Annotated in this window: 14 protein-coding genes; 13 read left to right on the top strand and 1 reads right to left on the bottom strand. The window is 47.5% G+C overall.

Going from position 1 to position 21,039, the window contains the following annotated elements:
* The first annotated feature begins 321 nt into the window (after positions 1-321).
* The 11 genes from ACFPPD_RS17255 to ACFPPD_RS17205 all read left to right on the top strand — a co-directional run bounded on the left by ACFPPD_RS17255 (position 322) and on the right by ACFPPD_RS17205 (position 17,167).
* Entirely contained in the window at positions 322-1,569 is a 1,248-nt protein-coding gene (locus tag ACFPPD_RS17255; protein ID WP_209751479.1) for a PqqD family protein, read from the top strand.
* A 159-nt stretch (positions 1,570-1,728) separates the two neighbouring features.
* Positions 1,729-2,904, top strand: coding sequence for a HesA/MoeB/ThiF family protein (locus ACFPPD_RS17250; protein ID WP_209751477.1), 1,176 nt, complete (start codon positions 1,729-1,731; stop codon positions 2,902-2,904).
* A gap of 214 nt (positions 2,905-3,118) precedes the next feature.
* Complete coding sequence (locus tag ACFPPD_RS17245; RefSeq protein WP_209751476.1) at positions 3,119-4,102, top strand: C40 family peptidase; 984 nt, start codon at positions 3,119-3,121, stop codon at positions 4,100-4,102.
* Positions 4,103-4,259: 157 nt separating this feature from the next.
* The gene (locus ACFPPD_RS17240) at positions 4,260-6,020 is read left to right on the top strand and encodes a sensor histidine kinase (protein ID WP_209751474.1); all 1,761 of its coding nucleotides are present in this window, start codon (positions 4,260-4,262) and stop codon (positions 6,018-6,020) included.
* A 3-nt stretch (positions 6,021-6,023) separates the two neighbouring features.
* Complete coding sequence (locus ACFPPD_RS17235; protein ID WP_209751472.1) at positions 6,024-7,631, top strand: helix-turn-helix domain-containing protein; 1,608 nt, start codon at positions 6,024-6,026, stop codon at positions 7,629-7,631.
* Between the two features lie 105 nt (positions 7,632-7,736).
* Entirely contained in the window at positions 7,737-8,657 is a 921-nt protein-coding gene (locus ACFPPD_RS17230) for an ABC transporter permease (protein ID WP_209751470.1), read from the top strand.
* 12 nt (positions 8,658-8,669) lie between these two features.
* Positions 8,670-9,611: a carbohydrate ABC transporter permease gene (locus tag ACFPPD_RS17225; protein ID WP_209751469.1), complete on the top strand. Its 942-nt coding sequence runs from the start codon at positions 8,670-8,672 to the stop codon at positions 9,609-9,611.
* A gap of 68 nt (positions 9,612-9,679) precedes the next feature.
* Positions 9,680-11,242, top strand: a complete 1,563-nt coding sequence (locus tag ACFPPD_RS17220; RefSeq protein ID WP_209751467.1) for an ABC transporter substrate-binding protein — start codon at positions 9,680-9,682, stop codon at positions 11,240-11,242.
* 299 nt (positions 11,243-11,541) lie between these two features.
* Positions 11,542-15,192: a glycoside hydrolase family 9 protein gene (locus ACFPPD_RS17215; RefSeq protein ID WP_209751464.1), complete on the top strand. Its 3,651-nt coding sequence runs from the start codon at positions 11,542-11,544 to the stop codon at positions 15,190-15,192.
* A gap of 465 nt (positions 15,193-15,657) precedes the next feature.
* A complete protein-coding gene (locus ACFPPD_RS17210; RefSeq protein ID WP_209751462.1) occupies positions 15,658-16,185 on the top strand; it encodes an RNA polymerase sigma factor in 528 nt (175 codons plus the stop codon).
* Positions 16,157-17,167, top strand: a complete 1,011-nt coding sequence (locus ACFPPD_RS17205; RefSeq protein WP_209751460.1) for a DUF4179 domain-containing protein — start codon at positions 16,157-16,159, stop codon at positions 17,165-17,167. Before ACFPPD_RS17210 ends, ACFPPD_RS17205 begins: the two co-directional genes overlap by 29 nt.
* A gap of 100 nt (positions 17,168-17,267) precedes the next feature.
* Here ACFPPD_RS17205 and ACFPPD_RS17200 read toward each other — a convergent pair whose 3' ends face one another.
* Positions 17,268-18,119 carry an aldo/keto reductase gene (locus ACFPPD_RS17200; protein WP_209751458.1) on the bottom strand — a complete coding sequence of 284 codons (852 nt, stop codon included), beginning with the start codon at positions 18,117-18,119 and terminating at the stop codon, positions 17,268-17,270.
* A 170-nt stretch (positions 18,120-18,289) separates the two neighbouring features.
* On the opposite strand from ACFPPD_RS17200, the gene ACFPPD_RS17195 reads away from it, so the two are divergent.
* On the top strand, positions 18,290-19,210 hold the full coding sequence (locus ACFPPD_RS17195) for an AraC family transcriptional regulator (protein ID WP_209751456.1): 921 nt from the start codon (positions 18,290-18,292) through the stop codon (positions 19,208-19,210).
* A 367-nt stretch (positions 19,211-19,577) separates the two neighbouring features.
* Positions 19,578-20,558, top strand: coding sequence for an aldo/keto reductase (locus ACFPPD_RS17190; protein WP_209751454.1), 981 nt, complete (start codon positions 19,578-19,580; stop codon positions 20,556-20,558).
* Positions 20,559-21,039 lie beyond the last annotated feature (481 nt).

Raw genomic sequence — 21,039 nt, 5'->3', positions numbered from 1 at the left:
TTTTTGAACGAAAAGCTAAATTTCAGAAAATTCAGATCACCTTCCAAGGAAGGTGTACGGGGATTGACATGTGGCTCTTCTTTTAATGCAATGCTAATGGTCCAACATATATAACCGTTTTATATATCGTTCGATAGACTGCCGATGACAAATAAAATGTTACGATGATTCAGGAAGTCAAATATGTTGAGGAGGATGTTTTAGGATGAAAAAAGTAGCGTTTTGTCTATTGGTTGTAGCTACCCTATTGCTTGGTTCAGGTCTTGACGGTACCGCCGACCACGCCATGGCTAAAAAAGTGAATGAGTACGAAGGGCAGCATTGAACTTCAAACTGGGAAAAAACAGTCTCATCGAGATGCACGAGCTCGTTGTTTATAAAGAAAACGAAGCCGAGGTTGTCATTGGCCGCACGGAGATAAAAACGTTCATCGTGCTGCCTGCAATCGGTCTCGAAACCATTGAATTATTACGGCGAGGACTATCAATTGGAGAAACCGAACAAAGCTTGTATCAAAAATACGCTGAGCCATTCGACGTTTCCGCTTTTGTCGAAGAGTTAATAGAAGATTATAAACTCGTGTACCGCTTGGATGGCCATATCGTGAACGACCGCGTGCAGGTTAAAGAACATTTCGCATGGCTTCATGCCAAAACCGGCCGTATATTCTTTAATCCGATCTCTTATTTCATGTACTTCGCCATATTTCTATCCGCTGCAGGCATCGTCTTCTTTCATCCCGCAAACATCCCGAGCTATCAAGACTTCCTACTTACGCCTTTTACGCCATTAAACATCATATTGTCCCTTGCAGTAACTTGGTTTCTTCTCTTTCTTCATGAATTTGCGCATTTGATATCCGCGCGTTCTTTGGGAGTCCATTGCAGAATCGGACTCGGTCACAGATTGATGTTTCCGGTCGCCGAGACGGATATGTCCGGCATTGTCGTTGTTCCGCGAAATCAAAGGTACGGTGCCTATATAGCCGGAATGTGCTGGGATCTTGTTTTTTTATCAGCTGGCATATGGCTCTTGAGGCTTCATAACCTGCAAATGATCGTTATGAATGAGAATGTCCTGTACACGATCCATTTGATCAACTGCAATATAACGGCGCTTATCCTGTTTCAGTTTCTATTTTTTATGAAAACCGATTTATATTATGTGTTCACCAATTATTTCCGTTGCCCGAATCTGCTTGAGAATACCTTTTTATACTTCAAGCGCTGCTTTATTTCAAATACCCGATTGAACGAGCAATGGGATGAAGTCCCTGACCGGGAAAAGAAAATCATCTATGGATTTGCCTGGTTCTATATGGTCGGGGTTTTAGCAACGGCAGCGGTATTGTTCTTCGTGCAGCTTCCGAATGTATTCAGGTTCCTAAGCGCTTCGATGGCGCAAATGACCCAAATGCCTCTTCTATCGTGGAACTTCGCGGCGGGCATGCTGCTGCTCGGTTTTTGTTTGCTTCCAAGCGCGGTTCTCATCTGGTCATGGATCAAATCATTAAGGAGCAGGTTCATTAAAAATGGCTTGAAAGGAGGTGAGCAAGTTGAAAACAATTAAAATCAAACCCGTTAAACCCGTTAAAACAACAGGCCTTACCCAAAACTAATCCCCGTCATACAAAGAACAGCGAGTAATAGGCAGGGTAGCCTTGAGTATCCATGGCTATCCGCCTATTGCGTCCCTGCAAGAAATGTCAGGGAAATCGGAGGGATGAACTTGACTTTGAATATGGCAATGAAGCCAATGGTCAAAAAAACGTTATTTATCAGAGAACGGGAAAAAGGGCTGATTCGCGTCGGCGAGCTTACTCCTGATCGTGCTGTTGAAATAGAAGATGAAGACGGGTTCATTCAGCAGCTTCTTCAACGAATGGATGGAACCCAAACCATCCATCAGATATCGGACGAACTGCAGAGCTACGATATACCGGTTACGGAAGGCGAGCTGACCGAGCTCATTAGCGAGCTTGATTCTATCGGCTTGTTGGATAACCCGGCGTCAGATGCATACGGCAGCTTTTCTTCTACGGAGCTGGAGAGATATAAAGCGAATTTGAACTATTTTACTTCCTTCTCCAGTCTATCGAACAGTCCTTGGGAAATTCAGCGTGGGCTCAATCAGGCGAAAATAACCGTTATCGGCGTCGGAACGCTCGGATCGGGCGTGCTGTTTAACCTTGCGGGTCTAGGCGTCGACAGCGTTCGTATTGTCGATTTCGATCGCGTTGAACTGAGCAACTTGAACCGACAGCTGTTATATAACGAAGAGGATATCGGCAGAAGAAAGATCGATGCGGCGAAGGATTTTATCCGCCGCTTTCATTCCCGGATGGAACTGGAATGTATTCCTGGCGAAATAAGTTCGGCCGAAGATGCGGAAAATGCCATCGCGGATAGCGACTTAGTGGTGCTCTCCGCGGATCAACCTCATTTTTTGTTGGAACGTTGGGTCAATCAGGCTTGCGTCAAGCATGGCATTCCTTTTATCGGCGGCGGGGTGAATGCAGCAGAAGGGCAGTTATATACCGTCGTCCCCGGCAAAACGGGCTGCCTGGATTGCAATTATCTTTTACTAAGCCGGCAGGATGAGGACTATCTCCAATTTCTCCAAAGTTATGTCTCCTCCGGATTTAAAATGCCCAGCACCGCAATAGCGCCTAATTACATGCTTCTAACCGGAATGCTGTGCGGTGAAGCGGTACGTATGATCGCAAGGACGAATCCCGTGCAATCGGAAGGGAAAGTGGTTTCCATCCATTTCGAGACCTTTCGAACGGAAATCAAGATGGACTTTTCCAGCCCCTCCCCGGATTGCCCTACATGCGGTCACGGCAACGGCAAGGAACCTATTTTTCGGTTTTTTCGCGACTTAGAAGTGTCAGATAATAAATGAAAGGAGGTGATTAGCTTGAAAACAATCAAAATCAAACCGGTCAAAACGGTGAAAACAACAGGATTGGCAACGAATTAATCGTTAGCCCATTGAAAGCCGCGTAAATCGCGGCTTTTTTTCTATGGGGAGCCCGTTGTTTTTTGCATATTCGTTGCCCATTTCGCAAAACCTACTCCTTGTTAAGTTACCATTACTTGCGAGGAGTAGAACTTCGATGAAAATTTCAAAGCAACCATTGATATTAATGGTTTCTTGTTTCATGCTGCTTCAGTCGGGATGCAACTGGGGGCGGGATAACAATCGTACTAACCCGAACACCGTTCGAGGACTGGACTTCCGAGCGAATGATGCCCGAATCGCTCTCACGAGAATCGGACAAGCTCAGTACTTTCCAATAAACGAATTTTTAAAGGTCATCGGATATCATTCTTCGCTGAATGAATCGAATCAATCTATGCTCATTGGGGATACAGATCCCGCATATCGAATCCAAGTAGGATCCAAATTAGCCGAAAAAGAAGAACAAAGCATAACCTTATCCGAGTCTCCCGTAATGAAAGACGGACAACTATTTGTGCCGACAACCGTGCTTTCCGATTTGTTTGAGCAGGACATCCATTATCGAATCGAAAAGAACGAGATCATTGTCCGTTCCGTTTCGGATGAGAAGTTTACTTTAGATGAAATGGATCTGCAAACGCCTGCAACAGATTCTAAAGCTTTTTTCTCGGATGACCCGAATGACCCATTCCGGGATAACGGCCCCAAACAGAATAACTTCAAAGCTGCAGCAGTAAAAAACATTAATGTCAACGCATTAATCAATACGGCCAAACGTTATAAGGGAACACCTTACAAATTTGGTGCAAAGCCTTACCCGGTGAGCCATAAATTCGATTGCGCGTCCTTTGCTCAATATGTATTTGGTAGGTATGGAGTCAAGTTGAGAAGGGTATCCCGAAACCAAGCCAAGCAAGGGATTCCGGTAAGCCGTAAGTCGTTGCGCAAGGGAGATTTGGTTTTTTTCTCCGTGCCGGGCCGGTTCAAGTCGGATAAAATCGTCGGTCACGTCGGTATTTATATCGGCAACGGTCAAATGATCAATACTTTCTCCAACAAAAAAGGAGTACACATCACTTCTGTCAACAAGGGATACTGGTCAAGGAAATACCTCGGTGCACGAAGAGTAGTCTCTTGAATAACAAGGGGCCTTTCCGAACCGATTCAGATCCGCGTAAATCGCGGATTTTTTTCATTGGAATCAAAACCGTATTCCGTGACGGGCGAATTCGTTTATTGCGGTAAGCGTTTTCAATTGGTAGAATTTAGTTAGCCGAACCGATGGAGGATTTTCAATGTTAAGATCCATTAAGACCCAGTTAACCATCAGCTTTTTTGTCGTCATGCTGCCCATCGTGTTATTTTTGTATGGCAATAACCTCTATGCCAAGCATGTCGTCCGCGACAAAGTTTCAGAGACTTATCGGAATACGTTGGATATTTTCGTTCATCAGACCGATGAGACGATGAACATTATTAGCGAATACCTCAATAAGCTGACCGTACTCGACGACAATGTCGGACAGTTAATGTCATACCCCTACAATAGCGATAATTATATCCTCACGAAAGTTCGGATTCAGAACACTTTAAACCGGGACGTCGACTTTTACAATCTCATCGATACGATCGTGATTTACAACAAATACGACATGATGTTGAGCACCGATAAGATCGGGCAATATACAAAGATCGAAAGTATGTTTTCCGAGAATATTGAACGGATGATCGGCGACGGTATAGATGCAGACCAAGGGAAATGGAAAATATGGTCTGATCCGAGAGTGTCCGGGGGGGACTTTTTGGTGAATTTCGTTAAAGCGCCGACGGAGGAGTTATATGTCGGTGCAATGATAAAGTTGACGGACATTCTCGACTTGTTGTCTATTCAGTGGAACGATGGAGATATCGGGGAAGGAGCTATTTACGGACCGGACGGCAGGCGTCTTGGCCCGCACAAAGACGAAGCGCAAGCAAGCTTGTCCTACGAAGACATTCATACCGGCGACGCGCCTTACAAGTTCATCAACGACAAGGAATCGGGCAAACGATACATGATCTTGAACCGGTCAAGCGAAAGCGCGAATATGACGACAAGCATTCTCGTTCCGGAAAGCTATATGCTGCAAGGGCTACCGTACTTTCAAAAGGCGACCTATTTCATTATGTTCGGAATCTTGCTCCTCTTTGCGATGTATATGTTCTTCATCCGGCACACTCTGTTCAAACCTCTGCAGATGCTGATCTTGGGCATGAAGAAGATCTCTCTGGGCATTCTCGAAATCCGTCTGCAGACGACGAAGACGGTGGAGTTCGTATTCCTGGCCAATACGTTCAATAACATGGCCGAGCAAATAAAGAGTCTTCGGATCGGGATGTACGAGGAACAGCTTCGAACGCAGAAGATCGAATTAAAGCAGCTGCAAGCGCAAATCAACCCGCACTTCTACATGAATAGTCTTAATATTATTTATAACTTCGCTGCATTAAAGGATACGAATTCGGTGAAAAAAATGGCGCTTCATTTAGGCGATTATTTTCGGTTTATTATGAAAGGCAATCGCGATCTGATCTCGCTCGAAGAGGAATTGAAGCACATTCGCAACTATATCGAAATACAGAAGTTTCGTTATCCCGATTTGCTGCAGTGTAACGATCAGATTGAGGATTGGATGAAAGGGGTCATGATACCGGCGTTGTCGCTTCAGCCTTTCGTAGAGAATTCGATTATCCACGGCTTCGTCAATCACAAGCGTCCATTCTCCATTTCTATCAGAGGCGCGTTAGCCTTCGAGAATTCCGGGAGATACTTGCAACTCACGGTCGAAGATGACGGGAGCGGATTTCCGGACGACGTATTGCGGAGACTGCGGCAAGGAGAGAGCTTGCCTCAATCAGAATCGAGTCGTCTCGGCATTCAGAACGTCGTGCAAAGATTGAAGCTGCGCTACGACATGTCGTCCGTCGATTTTGCGAATGCATCCGCTGACGGCGGGGCCATCGTTCGGTTGAAGCTTCCGCTGGATTCTAATCTGGAACTACATAAGGGAGAATAAGCTATGTACAACGTTTTGGTTGTCGACGACGAGATTGTGGCCATCCGGGGGATCGTTCAAGGCATCGATTGGACCGCTTTACCTATCGCTAATATGTTCACGGCCCTCGATGCGGAAGAAGCGCGCGATATTCTATCGAACAATCAGATACATGTCGTCATCTCCGATATTGACATGCCCAAGGAAAACGGGATCAAGCTTTTGAATTGGGTCAATGAGAATTCGCCGCGGACGGTGACGATTTTTCTGACCGGGCACGCCGATTTCGTCTATGCGCAACAAGCCGTTCAATTGAACTGTTTTGAATACTTGCTCAAGCCGATCGATCATGACTCGTTAAAGGAAAGCGTCGTTAAGGCGTTGGATCTGATCGGCACTAGAGAGCAGGAGGAAATGTTTCAAAAAACATATGAGCATTATTACGACCGATGGAACCGCCAACTGCCGATATTGATCGAGCGCTTCTGGCAGGATGTATTGAGCTTGCGTATACCTGCGACGGCCGAGCGGCTAGAGCCATTATTCAAGCTGTACGGTATGAAGCTTGATATGGACATGCCCGTGCTTCCCCTCCTCATCAGCGTCGAGCGGTGGAGGCAGGAATGGAGCGCAAGGGACGAAGAGATCATGTCTTATGCGCTTAAGAATGCTGCGGAGGAAATCTTGCTCAAAGACTGGGAAGGGCATGTCGTGCAAGAGCAGAATGGGATGATTTTCGCGTTAATGTACGGAACGGAAGCTCAGATCGATCAGGAGGCGCTTCATGAGCGATGCGCGGAGTATATCGGTAAATGCGGCGATTACTTGCATGCGGAAGTATCGTGCTACATTGGCGAAGCAATCCCGGTCTCGGGACTGCGCATGTGCACCCATAATCTTGCGGATATGGAAAGAAGCAACTTAAGAGAAACCAGAGGCGTTTTCCGAATGGTATCTTTTACGAGGTCGAACAAGCGGATGTACGCTACGCCCAGCCTGCAGGAGTGGATCGCTTTGGCGGAACGGGGTAAGAAAGCGGAGTTGCTGAAGAATGTGAATGCGCTCTTCGATCAGTGGCAAGCCGAGCAAGCGAACTACATGATTAGAGTCAACTTTTACTACGGATTAGTCAATATCGTGTTCCAGTTTCTTCAACGGCGATCTTTATTCCCTTCGGATGTCTTCGTCGATGAGGAGTGGCGGAATGGGGAACAGGCATCGAAGTCGCTCGGCGCGATGAAATCTTGGACCATTCGGTTCATGGAGCGGCTCTCGGAATATATGGCAACCGACACCAAAGAAGTGTCCAACGCGGTTATTAAAGTGCAACAATTCATCGAGAAAAACGTAGAAATGGATCTAAACAGGGACGAAATCGCGGAACAGGTTTACTTGAATCCCGCATACTTATCGCGTTTATTCCGGAAGGAAACCGGCAAATCGTTGACGGATTACATGTCGGAGATTCGCGTAGAGAAGGCGAAGAGGCAATTGGAAAATAGCAATATTAAAATCAGCGACATCGCGGTTTCCGTCGGGTATACCAACTTCTCGCACTTCTCGCAACTCTTCAAGAAGCTGACGGGGATGACTCCTCAGGAATATAGAAAGAAATATCAGGATTTGCGCTGAAAAGGTCACTAGAGCAATAAGTGGGTAACGACGCCGATAGAATGAGGCGTCGTTTCTCGTTTAGACTGGAAACACAAACTTAGAAACAGGAGGAGGTATCGGAGAATGGCATTAACATGGAGATATATCCTACGCCATTATTGGATGTTCTACGCGATGATGCTTCCGGGCGTTATTTTGCTGCTCTTCAACAATTACATTCCGATGGCGGGAATCATTATCGCATTCAAAACGGTGAACTACGAAATCGGCATACTTAGAAGTCCGTGGGTAGGGTTCAGCAACTTCGATTTTCTGTTCAAGTCGCCCGATACTTTCATCATCATACGAAATACGCTGCTGTACAATTCGTTGTTCATCGTGCTTAACATGACGATTCCGCTTGCCTTTGCGATTATGTTGAACGAGCTGAAAAGCCGGTTTTTATCGAAAACGTACCAAACGATCATGTTTTTGCCCTACTTCTTGTCCTATATCGTCATCAGCTACTTGGTATTCGGCTTCATGAGCGATGAGCATGGATACTTTAACGAGACGCTGCTGCCGGCGCTCGGTCTCGAGCCGGTGCGATGGTACTTTACGCAAGAGGTGTGGCCTATCATTTTACCCCTCATCAATACATGGAAGGGCATGGGATACTTCACGGTTATCTATATGGCCGCTATTATCGGGATCGATGACGAGTATTATGAAGCGGCTACGATCGACGGAGCCAGCAAATGGCAACAGATCTCCCGCATTACGATCCCGCTGCTCAAGCCGATTCTTACGATCATGACTTTATTGCAGATCGGAAGAATATTTAACGCCGATTTCGGCTTATTCTTCCAAGTGCCCCGAGAATCGGGCGTGCTCTTCCCGGTCACGAACGTTATCGATACTTACGTATACCGTACCTTTTTGTCCGTAGGCGATATTGGATTGTCCTCGGCCGCAGGTCTTCTGCAATCCGTAGTGGGATTTACTCTCGTCTTTCTATCAAATTGGGTCGTTCGCCGCTTCAATAGCGAGAACGCTTTATTCTAGGAGGAACGCAAGATGGAAGTAATTTCCGAGCGGATCACAGCACCATCCGGTTCCCATCCGAATAATCGGCTTACTCCGGCAGTATCGCTCGGGTTACACGCGGTTTTCATCGCGTACTCCGTGCTGTGCATCATTCCCCTCTTGCTCATCGTCTCGGTATCGTTCTCCGACGAGAGCTCGGTCGTTAACAAGGGGTACCGATTTATCCCGGATAAGTTCGACTTGGCGGCGTACGAATTTCTGTGGAAGGATATCGGTCAGATCGCTTATTCCTACTGGATCTCCATTCTGGTTACGCTGATCGGCACGTTCTTGAGCGTTATGATTATCGCGCTCTACGCTTATCCGATATCCAGAAGTCATTTCCCCCATGCCAAAATATTCACGTTTTTCGTATTCTTCACGATGCTGTTTTCCGGAGGCCTCGTACCTTGGTATCTCGTTTACGTGCAAATGCTCGATCTAAAAGACACCTTGGCCTCGCTGATCATCCCTCTCATCATGTCGGCGTTCTGGGTGCTCGTCGTTCGAACCTTCTTTAAGGAGTCGGTTCCTCCGGAGGTGCTGGAATCAGCCAAAATCGACGGAGCGGGCGAACTTCGCATCTTCTTCCAGATGGTGCTCCCTCTATCGCTGCCGGTAATCGCTACGGTCGGGCTATTCCAGACGTTGACTTACTGGAACGATTGGTTCCACAGTCTCGTATTCATCACGGACAATCATAACATCTCGGTTCAATATCTCATGTACAAAATGCTGGCAAATATCCAGTATCTATCGAACAATCCCACGGCAGCGGCGGAAATCGCGAAGGCGGGCGGCATGTTCAACTTCCCTAGCGAAACGGTTAGGATGGCTCTTGTCATCGTGGGAGTCGGACCGATTATTTTCGCTTATCCGTTCTTCCAGAAGTACTTCATTAGAGGTTTGACCGTCGGAGCCGTCAAAGGCTAGGGGCGATTTCGGCTATTACCGGGTAACCGGCTAGCATAGATAACAATACGTAGGAGGTCGACTTATTCATGAAACAAGCAAACAAGACAAGGGCATCATGGTTAGCACTTATGCTCGCCGTATTTCTGGTACTTGCCGCTTGCGGCAACGATAATGGCAACAAGAATGCCGAGAACACCAAAGAGAGCAACACCTCAGAACCCGCTTCCGCATCACCGTCATCATCGGCTTCTCCTTCCAATGCTGGCGGAAGCGAATTAAAGCCGTACAAGCTAAAGCTCGTGTACGAAGGAGCGCCGCAAGCCGACGAGGCGAAGGTGGAAGAAGCTCTTAATAAAATCCTAACGGAAAAAATCAATGCCACGATCGACGTCGTTCCGATCGATTGGGGCGCATGGGACGATAAAATGAACTTGATGATCGCCTCCCGCGAGTCCGTCGACGTCATGTTCACGGCGGCATGGAACGGATATTCCAAAAACGTAGCCAAGGGCGCTTACAAGGATATTGGAGAATTGCTTCAACAATACGGAAAAGGGATTCTCGAAAGCTTGGATCCCGCCTTCCTGGAAGGCTCTAAGATCGACGGTAAAAATTACGGCGTACCCACGAACAAAGAACTGGCTTCCGCCGGCGGTATCGTCTACCGGAAGGATATCGCGGAAGAGCTCGGTCTCGATATGAACGCAGTCAAAACTCCGGAAGATTTGGACGCTATCTACAAGGTCGTAAAGGAAAAGAAACCGGACATGATTCCGCTGTATACGACGGGCGGCTTGTTTACCGTCCACTCTTTCTCTGAATTCGATTTCCTGGGCGACGGAACGATTCCGGGCGTCATTATGAAGAATAGCGACAACACGAAAGTTGAGTTAGCGGAAGAAATGGATATTTACAAGAGATACCTAGGCGTTGCGCGCGACTACTTTACGAAAGGCTATATCAACAAAGACGCCGCTACGACGCAATTGTCCAGCCAGGATGCTTACAAGGCGGGGAAAGTGTTCTCCACCGTTGAGCCGATGAAACCGGGAAAAGCGGATGAAATCGCCAATGCTTCGGGTCTGTCGGGCAAGCTCGGTCAAATCATGTTAACAGGCAAGACGGTATCCACTGGGGAAACGGCAGGAGCCATGCTCGCGATTTCTTCGACCTCGAAGGATCCGGCGCGGGCCATGATGCTCATTAACCTGTTGCATACGGACAAAGAAATCAACAACTTGCTGAACTTCGGAATCGAAGGCGTGCATTATACTTTGAATGGCGATATCATGACGCCAACCGCGCAGAGCGCGCAGTATTCTCCCGGGGTCGCATGGGAGCTCGGCAACCAATTCCTCAATCGCGTCTGGGATTCGGAAGATCCTCGCAAATGGGAGCTATTCAAGGAATTTAACTCCGGAGCGAAATCGTCGCCGGGACTTGGATTCGTGTTTAACGGCGACTCCGTCAAGAGCGAGGTCGGCGCGATCGCCAACGTGCAGAAACAGTATCAGAAAGCGCTTGAGTCCGGGTCGGTAGATGTCGATAAGGTTCTGCCGGAGTATCTCAAAGCACTGAAGGCTGCCGGCGCAGATAAGGTCGTAGCGGAAAAACAGAAACAATTCGATGCTTTCTTAGCCAGCAAGTAAGGTTTAAAAGATAGGAATTAAGCGTAAAAGGGCTGTTCAGATGGTCATTTCAAATGACTTGAGGGACGGCCCTTTTTACTTAAGGAGGTGATTATCTTCCATATTGTTGTTTAAGCCGTCCACTGTGAAATGGTTTACTTCCAGATTGCGTAATCAAATAAAAGAAGGGTTGTGAACTGATAATGAGGAAGAAAATAAGTATGATCATTGCTTTTACAATATTTATGACAACATTATTATCTATTCCGCCACACGCTAACGCGACTACTCCCGAAGCACCCGCAGGGTGGAGGAACCTGGTGGATTACCAGATCTTCAGCACGATATCCGACGGCTGGGCAGGGGATAGCGGGTTCGGGTTGGAGACGGTGAACAGCAAGCTGCCAGTCGATTCTACGGTTACGTACAATGGGTTGCCTTCCTTAAGAATAAATACGGCGAACCCGACAAGCCCGTCCTGGCTCAACGCTTTGATCACGGTCGCCGGCTGGAAGGCTTATAACTTTGACCCGTATCTCGCGAACGGGTTCCTAGAGTTCAATATCAAGGGGGACGCGGGAGGTGAGACGTTCCTGCTCGGATTCAAGGACCGGGTCTTCGAACGGGCGGCCGGCAACGAGATCACCACAACGGTGAACCTTAACAGCTATGTTAACGTGACGACGAGCTGGCAACATGTCAAGATCCCGCTGAAGGATGTCATCCAGACCTCGCAAGGGATCGACCCTTCCTCCATCGATTCGTTGTCCATCAAGAACAATGGGTTCCAGCCTTTCAAGGTCTGGCTCAACGATATCCGGGTTACTTCTCCCGACAAGGAGAGAGTATACGCGCCGATTAAGGTCAATCAACTGGGATACCCCACGAATGGCGCCAAGCAAGCGCTCGTGACCGGGTTCGAGGACGTTCTGACGGTCGATGCGGGAACTCCGTTCACCGTTGTTAACGCCACGACCAATGCCACGGCTTATTCCGGAACGCTCGTACTCACCGATAACTACGATGACGTAGATAGCGGAGAGCGGATTTTTACGGCGGACTTTACGAGCTTCACGACGCCGGGTCAATATTACGTGGCGGTGCAAGGGCTGCAGAATTCGCCTAAGTTCACGATCGGAAGCGCTGCCGCTCTGTACGCCCCCTTCCTGAACGACGTAACGAAATACTTCTATTACCAAAGAACCGGAATGCCGATCACGTCCCCGTACGTTACGAATTATACGAGGCCCGATTTTACGCCCGACACGGCCGTTCCGTTAATGTCCAACAATTCGATTATCAAGGACGTGTCCAAGGGCTGGTACGACGCGGGCGACAAGGGCAAGTACGTCAACGCCGGAGCCAAAGCGCTGTCCGACCTCCTCTGGGCCTATGAAGTGATGCCGGAGAAATTTACGGACAATCAGTTCAACATTCCCGAGAGCGGCAACGGCATTCCCGACATCCTGGACGAGGCAAGATGGGAACTGCAATGGATGCTCAAAATGCAGGATGCGGCAACCGGAGGTTTCTACGCGAGAGTTACTTTCCAGGACGACGACAACATGGTGGAGCGCGAGGTTATCGACCAGGATACGGTAAGCTCTCGGACCAATATCAAGACGACCGCCGATACGGCGACCGCGGCCGGAGTCTTGGCGCATGCTTACCTGATTTATCAGAGCATCGATCCGACGTTTGCTCAGCAATGCTTGAACGCGGCGGTAGCGGCGTGGGGGTATCTGGAGGCGCATCCGGAGAACATCCGGACGCCGAACACGGGCAGATGGCCATACGATACCGAGGACGATTCCTCGAACCGTCTGTGGGCCGCGGGCTCGCTGTATCGATCGACCGGCGTTGCCAAATACAATACGTATTTCCTAGCGAATTACGCCAACATGGCGAAGTATTTCGAGGATCCCCTCGATTTCGCAAGCGGCTGGGCGATCACCTGGAATACGGGCTTCTTCAGCTATCTGAAGGCTGCTAATCCGGATGCCGGAGTCGTCAGCTGGTATGCGACCAAATTCCAACAATGGTTCAACGATAAGGTAACCCGCTCCAACGCAAGCCCTTGGAACAGCGTCGTTAAGGACGGCAACTATTATTGGGGAATCACCATGCAGATCGTCGATACGCCGATGGAGATGATCATCGGATCGAAGCTCCTTGGAACCTTCGCGAGCAACAAGGCGGCCATCGACGAACTGACCTATAGCCAGTTGGATTGGATTCTCGGCCAGAACCCGGTAGGCACTTCCTTCGTATCGGGATACGGAGACAACGCCGTAAAGTATCCGTTCAGCATCATCTTCCGGACGGATAATCTGCCTGGGGTTCCGAAGGGGTACCTGGTCGGCGGACCGAATCGATACTCCAACGATATCGCCGTAGGGAACCAAATCTCGAGATTCGCGGCAAAGAACTACCATGACAACTTCCAAGAGTGGACGACGAACGAGCATACTATTTATTGGAACTCGGGACTGGTGTTCGTGGCCGCTTATTCAACCGGAAGCAGCAACAACTCGACGATCAGCCCGACGACCGCTGCCTTTGACAAAAACACTTCCATGCAGGCGGACATTCCGGTGACCTTGACACTGAACGGCAACACGTTCACCGACATTAAGAACGGCACGGCTTCGCTGGTCGCCGGCACGGACTACACCGTTTCAGGCAACATGATCACGCTGCGGAAGAGCTATCTCGCCCAGCAGCCCGTCGGCACGACGAACCTGACGTTCCTGTTCAGCGCCGGCGCCTCATCTGCGCTATCCATTGCGGTGAGCGATTCGACGGGTAATACGACGATCGATACCTCGGCGTATTACAAGATCGCGAGTCGAAACAGCGGCAAACTATTGTCGGTAAGCCAAGGATCGACGGCCGACGGTGCCGATGTCGTCCAATGGACGGACAATGAAGGATTGGACCAGCAGTGGCAATTCGTTGCCTCAAGCAGCGGATATTATAAGCTGGTCAACCGCAAGAGCGGTAAAGCATTAGATGTGCTTGGCGCTTCGACGCAAAATGGCGGTGACGTCATCCAATCGAACGATAACGGGGGATTAAGTCAACAATGGCAACCCGTAGCGGCCGACACTTATTTCAAATTCGTCAACGGCAACAGCGGCAAGGTTCTAGATGTCAGCGGGGCTTCTGTCTCGGATGGCGGAAACGTGATCCAGTGGCCGGACACTGGCGGAACAAACCAACAATGGCAGCTTATTAAGGTAACGGTACAGCAACAGGATACCCAAGCGCCTTCAGCTCCTTCCAACCTGAGCGTGACGGACCACAGCAGCCAGTCGGTCTCGTTGCAGTGGGGAGCCTCGACAGATAATATTGGCGTGACTGGATACGACATTTATAATGGTTCCACGATGGCCGGTTCGACGAGCGGAACCACATTTACGGTGACGGGCCTTGCGGCGGCAACCAGCTATACCTTTACGGTGAAAGCAAAAGACGCTGCAGGAAATGTCTCGGCAACGAGCAATGCCGTAACGGTCACGACCGATTCGACGAACGGCGGCACGAGCTTAGTCGTACAGTACAGAGCGGCCGACACGAACGCATCCGACAACCAAATCAAGCCGCTTTTCAATATCAAGAACAACGGTACGAGCGCCGTCAACTTGAGCACGCTGAAGCTCCGTTACTATTTCTCCAAAGACGGCAGCGCATCCGTCAACACCTGGATAGATTGGGCGCAAATCGGCGGAGAGAACATCCAGCGGACGGTGACGGACACGTACGTGGAGTTGAGCTTCACCTCCGGTGCGGGCTCGATCGCGGCAGGCGGGCAAACCGGCGACATTCAGCTTCGCATGTCCAATTCCGACTGGTCGAACTTCAACGAGTCGAACGATTATTCGTTCGATCCGACGAAAACCGCTTATGCCAATTGGAATCATGTAACCCTCTACGAGAATGGAACGCTCGTATGGGGGATCGAACCTTAAGTCGTTCGGATAATTACAGGTACTCATAAGAAAGCCGGAGCCTGAAATCCCCGTGGCTCCGGCTTTCTTATCGATTTAAGGCTTGCATTGAATCCCAGGATTATTGCGATCGGCTGGAAGGGCCCGGGAATTCCGGAGACGACTGTCATCGCAGGCAGCTACTTATCGCCGTTTACGCAAAACTAATTTTATCTCAGTAAAAGTCCGGACGAGGGGAACATTAAGAGCACATAGTATTACTTGGAAACAAGTAGTACTTATGTGCTCTTTTTTGTTGACAAGGTCATATGCGATGTCATTAAAGTTGATTGAATTACTAATTTGAGCAGCCGCTATTTTTTTTACAAAATGTGGTCAGACTAGTTCCATGGCTCAGGGAAGAAAACATTTCCAAACGCGAAACGATCAAATTACGGGAACCAAATTGCGACAAAAATCATCTTATTTGCAAAGGCAGGTGAGAGTATGAGGAAAGAACAAACGTTGACAAATTGGATCGATGAATATGGACAGCGTCTGACGAGGCTCGCGTTCTCGTGCGTTCATGATTGGGCAGCCGCTCAGGATCGGGTACAGGATGCCTTCATTAAGGCCTACCGAAGCATGGAGCAATTAACGAATGAAGAACGTCCCTTTCCGTGGCTAGCGAAGATCGTGATCAACGAATGCAAGGCATCGGCTCGTACAAGCTGGCGTGAGGTTCTCACGTTTTACTTCCCGGAGAGAGCAGGTTCAGACACGAGCTTGGATGATGGTTATCTAAAAAAAGAGTATTATCAAACGCTGCACGATGCAGTCCTTCATTTACCACCCCATTATAGTGCGCCTGTTGTGTTGCATTATTTTGAGGAGTTATCGATCGAAGATATTTCTAAAATACTGGGCATTAGACCAGGAACCGTGAAATCCAGATTAGCTCGCGGTCGCGAACAACTGAAAAATAGAATGAAGGAGGCTATGCAGCATGAACGAACAGGATCTCAAACGTGCTAAGTCATACAATTCTTATGAGGCGAATATTGAACTCATAAAGCGAAATGTTCTAAAGGCGATTTCCGAACATGGTATTCCAAAACAAGTGACGAGGAAACCGCGTTATCGTTTCGCGGTTGCCGTTGGAACGGCAGCCATGGTCATCGGTTTATTCGGCTCAAGCTTCGTCTCGCCTGCGATCGCAAAAGCGCTTAAGCAATTGCCGCTTATGGAGTCGGTGTTCAAGCTTGCGGGAGATTGGGGCTTGCAAACGGCAGATGAGCGAGGTCAGGTAACAGAAGTCCGCCAGAGTATCACGCGTAATGGAACAACTCTGTCCGTCAGTAGCGTGCTTTACGACGGCGTTAGACTTGCCGTGGGGATTACACAACAATCAGAGAAAGGTATAGAAGAAATCGTGGAAGTGGAACCGGTCATTGATGGGAAAAGCATACATTGGCCAGGAAGTCAAAACGCGCAGGCCGTTGATTCTCAAACTTCCGTTTACGTAAGCGAATGGAGACCGAATACCGATTTGCCGGACAAGTTTAACTTACAAATGCTTGTGTTTTTGAAAAACAGTGGTGAACGCTGGGAGTTCAACATTCCCGTCGAACGTCTCAAAGATGATCAAGTTATTATGCATCCTATGATTACCAAGCATTTTGATGACGATAAAACGATGACTGTGAAAAAAGTGACTCTGACCGCTACCACGTCCGAACTATTAGTTGATTTTGAAGTGCCGGAAGGGATACAGGCAACAGATATGTTTTTTGAATTGTCGGATGAACGGGGTACGACCGTTCAGGCTCTTTCGGCGAACGGATATGGAAAGCAGGTAGAGGGTAGAGAAAGGGTGGAGCATCGGATTACCTTCACGCCGTTTGAAACATTGCCGAAGGCGGTTACCATCCGTCCTTACTTGAGAAAGTCGAACGATGATCCAATGAACCCTAATTACATTAAAGAACTCGAAGTAAACATTCCTATTCGACCTTAATTCCGTCATATCAAACGACAGACGCGCAGCAATGAGGCTGCGCGTCTGTCGTTCAAACGGCGATACGACATCGGATAATGGATGTGGTGTTTTGAATTAGTTAGATCTCAAGTTTACGGGTACCGATCCATTTCACCATTTCAGGATCGCGATGCGAAAAGAACAGGCTCTCTTTCGTATCTAACGTAGCAATCGACTCCATATCCTCTTGGCTTAATTCAAAATCGAAGATATTGAAGTTTTCGATCATTCTTTCTTTACGAACAGTCTTTGGAATCACAACGACTTCTCTTTGTATTAACCAACGTAAAACCACCTGAGCAACGGATTTATTAACCTTTCCAGCTATGGATACCAATACCTCATTGTGGAACAAGTCATTTTTCCCTTCGGCAAAAGGCGCCCAGGATTGGATCTGAACATTGTTCTCTTTCATGAATTTCGCGCTTTCGATTTGCTGGTTGAAAGGGTGCGTTTCAACCTGGTTTACGGCAGGAACGACTTCATTATGAATAATCAAATCGATCAGACGGTCCGGGTGGAAGTTACTAACGCCAATTGCACGGACCTTATCATCGCGATATAACTCCTCCATGGCGCGCCATGAGCCGTGCACATCGCCAAACGGCTGATGAATTAAATACAAATCCAGATATTCCAATTGCAATCTTTCCAGTGATTTTTCAAATGCTTTTTTTGTGCGCTCATAACCGGTATCCTGAACCCAAAGTTTCGTAGTAATAAATAATTCATTTCTAGCCACGCCACTCCGTTTGATCGCTCTGCCGACTGCTTCTTCATTTTGATAAGAGGCAGCGGTATCAATCAGCCGATAACCTGCCATAATAGCGTCATACACGCTTTGTTCGCATACTTTTTGATCTGCAATCTGAAAAACGCCAAAACCGAGTATAGGCATCTCAACGCCATTGTTCAAAATTACTTTTTGCATCTAAAACCCTCCAGTCTTTTACCCTCTGGGGCATGACTTTATTATGCATTCCTGAACAAAGAACTGATATCTCATTTGTCTTAAGTGATTGCCTAATCCTCTCAATGCCATTCCTTATTCGCAAACTAATGGCGTATAATAAAACAAAATAAAGTATCAAGGAGGAGCCTATGCTTGAAGAAATAAGGATCCGACAAGATAACCTGACAAGACTGATTAGCCGCCATTGTAAACAAGCAGGAGTATTGCGGACAATGATCCCATCTCTGTTTCTTATTCGTTCGGATAAAGTAGATGAGCCAGCCTATAGAGTATTTAATCCATCCTTTTGTTTTGTGGCTCAAGGGCTGAAAGAAATATTTCTAGCTGAGGAACGCTATGAATATGGCCCATCCAATTACTTAATAACTTCTATGAACCTTCCGGTAATCGGGCAGGTTATAAAGGCTTCACCCGATGTTCCATATTTGAGTTTAAAACTTGATTTTAGCCAGAATGAAATTTTAGAGGTTTTGAAAGACGCTAAAACTCATGCAAATACAAAGGAAAATGGTTCGCGAGCCATGTTTGTCGGTCAGATCGAGTTATCAATATTGGATGCTGTGCTCCGTTTGGTTCAATTGCTCGATTCTCCTCAAGACATACCGTTTCTTGCTCCTATTCATAAGAAAGAGATCATTTATAGACTCCTTCAAGGGCAGTATGGGGCAACGCTTGCGCAAATTGCAATGGAAGGAAGCAACACCTATCGCATCAGGGGGGCAATCGACCAAATCATCCAACATTATGATCAACCTTTGAGAATTGAAGAGCTTGCTGATGTCGCTAGTATGAGCATTTCTTCGCTCCACAGACACTTTAAAGAAATCACTGCCATGAGCCCGCTTCAATTTCAAAAGCAGCTTCGGTTGCAAGAAGCCCGGAGCCTATTGTTAATGGAGTCGGCGGATGCAACTGAGGTTGCGTATCGGGTTGGTTATGAAAGTGCATCCCAGTTTAGCCGTGAATATTCTCGTATGTTTGGTTTTCCTCCTAAGGCGGATATAAAGCGACTGAAGGAAACCTATGAGATGTGCCCACCAATCACCTAATGAATTTGATATACGATTTGTGTATCATTAGATGTAGGGAATCTTGCAAGCATAATGCTTGCACTTTTCTTCATAACCTTTTTTCCTCCTTGGAGTCACTGTTCAGTGGCTCCTTTTTTGCATCTACTTAGGATTCATGGAAAGGGGAATAATAAAACGGATTTCCCCTGTTTCTTAGAGTCGTTTGATGGCGTCGCGGCACGTTGTGAATCGTTGGCACTGTTGATTTGAGTCATTTCATCTGGCCGTACAATATCTCTTGACTTGGAGTCAACTCCAAATGAGATAATCAGCTACAGACAGGAAACAGTCTCCAATGTGAACAGCATTTGTAGGAATAATAGGACTTGGAAAGTGGGGAATTCGAATGGAATATGTGAAACTAGGAAATACCGGCTTGGATGTTTCTCGTCTCTGTCTTGGCTGTATGAGCTTTGGTGTAGCCGAGCGGTGGACACATCCATGGGTACTTGATGAAGAAAGTAGTCGTCCGATTATTAAAAGGGCGTTAGAACTTGGTATCAATTTTTTTGATACGGCGAATATTTATTCACTTGGATCAAGTGAGGAAATTGTTGGACGAGCTTTGAAGGAATATGCCAACCGTGATGAAGTCGTCATTGCAACGAAAGTTCATTTCCGAATGCATCAAGGACCCAATGGTGCAGGTCTTTCCCGAAAAGCAATCATGAGTGAAATGGATAAAAGCCTTAAAAGATTAGGAACGGATTATGTTGATCTGTACCAGATTCACCGCTGGGATTACAGTACGCCCATTGAAGAGACGATGGAAGCCTTGCATGACGTGGTGAAGGCAGGGAAAGCAAGATATATCGGTGCATCTGCCATGTACGCATGGCAGTTTCTTAAGGCGCTACATGTAGCGGAGAAAAATGGATGGACCCGGTTTGTATCTATGCAGAATCATCTCAACCTTATCTATCGTGAAGAGGAGAGAGAGATGATGCCGCTTTGTAGGGAGGAGAAAATCGGTGTTATTCCATATAGCCCACTGGCATCGGGTAGATTGGTGCGTGATTGGTCGGAGACAACCCATCGCTCCGAGACCGATCAAGCTCAGAAATGGAAATACGATGCGACTGCAAATATGGACCGCTTAATTGCAGATCGGGTGACCGCAATCGCAGAAAAGCGAGGCGTTCCCCGTGTTCACATTGCCCTTGCCTGGCTGCTGCAGAAAGAACCTGTGACAGCTCCAATTCTTGGTGTTACGAAGATGGCTCATCTCGAAGAGGCGGTAGATGCTCTTTCGATGACGTTAACACAGGATGAAATTGCGTCGCTGGAAGAGCTGTATACTCCACATCCCGTAGTTGGAGCACAGTGATACGTGTCTTGAGAAAATAAAGTGTTAGACTGGCACAGAAAAAGAAACAGCGGCGGACTAGGACTCGAATATAAAGTCTTAGACTGCCGCTGCATCATTGAACTAACGTACCCGTTAGCGTTACAATGGCTGCCGTTTATTTAACGGTAGCCTATCCTGGATGTTTATTGAGCTCTCTGTTCAGTTAGCGCAATTAAGCACATCCAATTTCAGTACTGAAGGTGATAGAAAGTGAGTAGAAAGGAATACGTCTCTAGAATCAATAAAGTGATTGATTATATCAATAATAATATCGGGGAAGAATTAAGTCTCAGTGTTCTTTCAGCAGTTGCAAGTTTTTCCCCCTACCATTTTCATAGGATATTCAAAGGTATTATAGGAGTAAGCGTCAAATAGCCCCCACCTATTAAATAGATGAGGGCTAAGTTATGCTGATCTATGATTTAAATATACGGCAGGTCAACGGCAATGACGACGACCA

The organism is Cohnella suwonensis (genome assembly GCF_042655365.1).
Taxonomy (GTDB): Bacteria; Bacillota; Bacilli; order Paenibacillales; family Paenibacillaceae; genus Cohnella; species Cohnella suwonensis.
The sequence above is the reverse complement of the archived record's forward strand: the minus strand, read 5'-3'. Positions and strand labels throughout refer to the sequence as shown.

Coding starts and splice junctions, on each gene's coding strand:
- ACFPPD_RS17245 (WP_209751476.1), top strand. CDS start 3,119: ATGAAAATTTCAAAGCAACCATTGATATTAATGGTTTCTTGTTTCATG.
- ACFPPD_RS17240 (WP_209751474.1), top strand. CDS start 4,260: ATGTTAAGATCCATTAAGACCCAGTTAACCATCAGCTTTTTTGTCGTC.
- ACFPPD_RS17235 (WP_209751472.1), top strand. CDS start 6,024: ATGTACAACGTTTTGGTTGTCGACGACGAGATTGTGGCCATCCGGGGG.
- ACFPPD_RS17230 (WP_209751470.1), top strand. CDS start 7,737: ATGGCATTAACATGGAGATATATCCTACGCCATTATTGGATGTTCTAC.
- ACFPPD_RS17225 (WP_209751469.1), top strand. CDS start 8,670: ATGGAAGTAATTTCCGAGCGGATCACAGCACCATCCGGTTCCCATCCG.
- ACFPPD_RS17220 (WP_209751467.1), top strand. CDS start 9,680: ATGAAACAAGCAAACAAGACAAGGGCATCATGGTTAGCACTTATGCTC.
- ACFPPD_RS17210 (WP_209751462.1), top strand. CDS start 15,658: ATGAGGAAAGAACAAACGTTGACAAATTGGATCGATGAATATGGACAG.
- ACFPPD_RS17205 (WP_209751460.1), top strand. CDS start 16,157: ATGAACGAACAGGATCTCAAACGTGCTAAGTCATACAATTCTTATGAG.
- ACFPPD_RS17200 (WP_209751458.1), bottom strand. CDS start 18,119: ATGCAAAAAGTAATTTTGAACAATGGCGTTGAGATGCCTATACTCGGT.
- ACFPPD_RS17195 (WP_209751456.1), top strand. CDS start 18,290: ATGCTTGAAGAAATAAGGATCCGACAAGATAACCTGACAAGACTGATT.
- ACFPPD_RS17190 (WP_209751454.1), top strand. CDS start 19,578: ATGGAATATGTGAAACTAGGAAATACCGGCTTGGATGTTTCTCGTCTC.